We start from the raw sequence: 3,327 nt of genomic DNA, 5'->3' as shown, positions 1-3,327 counted from the left end.
AACACGCTCTTTAACAAAGTGGAAATGTGATTGTAAGTAAATTGAATCTGTTCAATTTTGCGTTCAATCAAGCGTTTATCTGGCGATAAATTATTGTTCGTATTGGTTGCGAGACTGATCTGAAACACTGTTTTGGGTTATATGGTCAAGTGACTAAGCGTGCACGGTGGATGCCTAGGCAGTCAGAGGCGATGAAGGACGTTGTAGCCTGCGATAAGGCTCGGGGAAGTGGCAAACAACTTTTGATCCGAGCATTTCCGAATGGGGAAACCCACCCAGTGTAAGCTGGGTATCCTGCACTGAATACATAGGTGTAGGAGGCGAACCCGGGGAACTGAAACATCTAAGTACCCGGAGGAAAAGAAATCAACCGAGATTCCCTCAGTAGCGGCGAGCGAACGGGGAGCAGCCCTTAAGCGTTTTGAGTTTTAGCAGAACACTCTGGAAAGTGTGGCCATAGTGGGTGATAGCCCCGTATGCGAAAAGGCTCTTAACGTGAAATCGAGTAGGACGGGGCACGAGAAACCTTGTCTGAATATGGGGGGACCATCCTCCAAGGCTAAATACTCCTGACTGACCGATAGTGAACCAGTACCGTGAGGGAAAGGCGAAAAGAACCCCTGTGAGGGGAGTGAAATAGACCCTGAAACCGTGTACGTACAAGCAGTGGGAGCCGTTTTCGGACGGTGACTGCGTACCTTTTGTATAATGGGTCAGCGACTTATTTTCAGTAGCAAGCTTAACCGTGTAGGGGAGGCGTAGGGAAACCGAGTCTTAATAGGGCGTCAAGTTGCTGGGAATAGACCCGAAACCGAGCGATCTACCCATGAGCAGGTTGAAGGTTGAGTAACATCAACTGGAGGACCGAACCCACTAACGTTGAAAAGTTAGGGGATGACTTGTGGGTCGGAGTGAAAGGCTAATCAAGCTCGGAGATAGCTGGTTCTCCTCGAAAGCTATTTAGGTAGCGCCTCGTGTCTCACCTTGGGGGGTAGAGCACTGTTTCGGCTAGGGGGTCATCCCGACTTACCAACCCGATGCAAACTCCGAATACCCAAGAGTGCAATCACGGGAGACAGACGGCGGGTGCTAACGTCCGTCGTCAAAAGGGAAACAACCCAGACCGCCAGCTAAGGTCCCAAAGTTACAGTTAAGTGGGAAACGATGTGGGAAGGCTCAGACAGCTAGGAGGTTGGCTTAGAAGCAGCCACCCTTTAAAGAAAGCGTAATAGCTCACTAGTCGAGTCGGCCTGCGCGGAAGATATAACGGGGCTAAAACTGTACACCGAAGCTGCGGATGCGCGTAAGCGCATGGTAGAGGAGCGTTCTGTAAGCCGTTGAAGCGGAAGCCGGGAGGCACCGTGGAGGTATCAGAAGTGCGAATGCTGACATGAGTAACGATAAGGGGTGTGAAAAACACCCCCGCCGGAAGACCAAGGTTTCCTGTCCAATGCTAATCAGGGCAGGGTGAGTCGGCCCCTAAGGCGAGGCAGAAATGCGTAGTCGATGGGAAGCAGGTTAATATTCCTGCACCTCAAGTAAGTGCGATGGGGGGACGGAGAAGGTTAGGCCATCCGGGCGTTGGTTGTCCCGGTTTAAGGATGTAGGTTGGGTGTTTAGGCAAATCCGGACACCTAAGACTGAGATCCGAATACGAGTCCTCTTTTGGACGAAGTGGTTGATACCATGCTTCCAGGAAAATCCTCTAAGCTTCAGCTTATTTGAGACCGTACCCCAAACCGACACAGGTGGTCAGGTAGAGAATACCAAGGCGCTTGAGAGAACTCGGGTGAAGGAACTAGGCAAAATGGTACCGTAACTTCGGGAGAAGGTACGCCGGTTTTGGTGATGGGACTTGCTCCCTAAGCTGAGGCCGGTCGAAGTGAAATGGTGGCTGCGACTGTTTATTAAAAACACAGCACTCTGCAAACTCGAAAGAGGACGTATAGGGTGTGACGCCTGCCCGGTGCCGGAAGGTTAATTGATGGGGTTAGCTTCGGCGAAGCTCTTGATCGAAGCCCCGGTAAACGGCGGCCGTAACTATAACGGTCCTAAGGTAGCGAAATTCCTTGTCGGGTAAGTTCCGACCTGCACGAATGGCGTAACGATGGCCACACTGTCTCCACCCGAGACTCAGTGAAATTGAACTCGCTGTTAAGATGCAGCGTTCCCGCGGCTAGACGGAAAGACCCCGTGAACCTTTACTACAGCTTCACACTGAACTTTGAACCTACTTGTGTAGGATAGCTGGGAGGCTTTGAAGCCGTGGCGCTAGCCATGGTGGAGCCGATCTTGAAATACCAGCCTGGTATGTTTGAGGTTCTAACCCAGGTCCGTTATCCGGATCGGGGACAGTGTGTGGTGGGTAGTTTGACTGGGGCGGTCTCCTCCCAAAGAGTAACGGAGGAGCACGAAGGTACCCTCAGCATGGTCGGAAATCATGCAATGAGTGCAAAGGCATAAGGGTGCTTAACTGCGAGACAGACACGTCGAGCAGGTACGAAAGTAGGTCTTAGTGATCCGGTGGTTCTGTATGGAAGGGCCATCGCTCAACGGATAAAAGGTACTCCGGGGATAACAGGCTGATACCGCCCAAGAGTTCACATCGACGGCGGTGTTTGGCACCTCGATGTCGGCTCATCACATCCTGGGGCTGAAGCCGGTCCCAAGGGTATGGCTGTTCGCCATTTAAAGTGGTACGCGAGCTGGGTTTAGAACGTCGTGAGACAGTTCGGTCCCTATCTGCCGTGGGCGTTTGAGATTTGAGAAGAGCTGCTCCTAGTACGAGAGGACCGGAGTGGACGAACCACTGGTGTTCGGGTTGTCATGCCAATGGCACTGCCCGGTAGCTACGTTCGGACGGGATAACCGCTGAAAGCATCTAAGCGGGAAGCCTCCTTCAAGATGAGATCTCACTTGGACCTTGAGTCCACTAAAGAGCCGTTCAAGACCAGGACGTTGATAGGCTGGGTGTGTAAGCGCTGTGAGGCGTTGAGCTAACCAGTACTAATTGCTCGTGCGGCTTGACCATATAACACCAAAGCGGTGTTTGGATAAGGCACTGATACGAACCAAGCCAGATAGACGATTGGCGCAAGAACAGATTCAACATCACGTATTGGGTTATCAAGACTCAATAATGATCACATTTCTGCTTACCTTTTTTGCTTGGCGACCATAGCGAGTTGGAACCACCGGACCCCATACCGAACTCCGAAGTGAAACGACTCAGCGCCGATGGTAGTGTGGGGCTTCCCCATGTGAGAGTAGGTCATCGCCAAGCGCCTAATACGAGAAGGCCCCAGTCATGCGACTGGGGCCTTTTTT

General features: G+C 51.9%; 2 rRNA genes. Both read left to right on the top strand.

Annotated elements, in window-relative coordinates:
• Positions 1–143: 143 nt before the first annotated feature.
• Positions 144–3,031: ribosomal RNA gene (locus JJQ76_RS17780) — 23S ribosomal RNA — on the top strand.
• A 136-nt stretch (positions 3,032–3,167) separates the two neighbouring features.
• Positions 3,168–3,283, top strand: a 5S ribosomal RNA gene (gene rrf / locus JJQ76_RS17775).
• Positions 3,284–3,327: the final 44 nt, after the last annotated feature.

Origin of the sequence: Motiliproteus sediminis (assembly GCF_017912535.1) — a bacterium.
In the GTDB taxonomy this organism is placed as follows: Bacteria; Pseudomonadota; Gammaproteobacteria; order Pseudomonadales; family Balneatricaceae; genus Motiliproteus; species Motiliproteus sediminis.
Note: the sequence above shows the minus strand (reverse complement) of the source record. Positions and strands in the feature narration are given on the sequence as shown.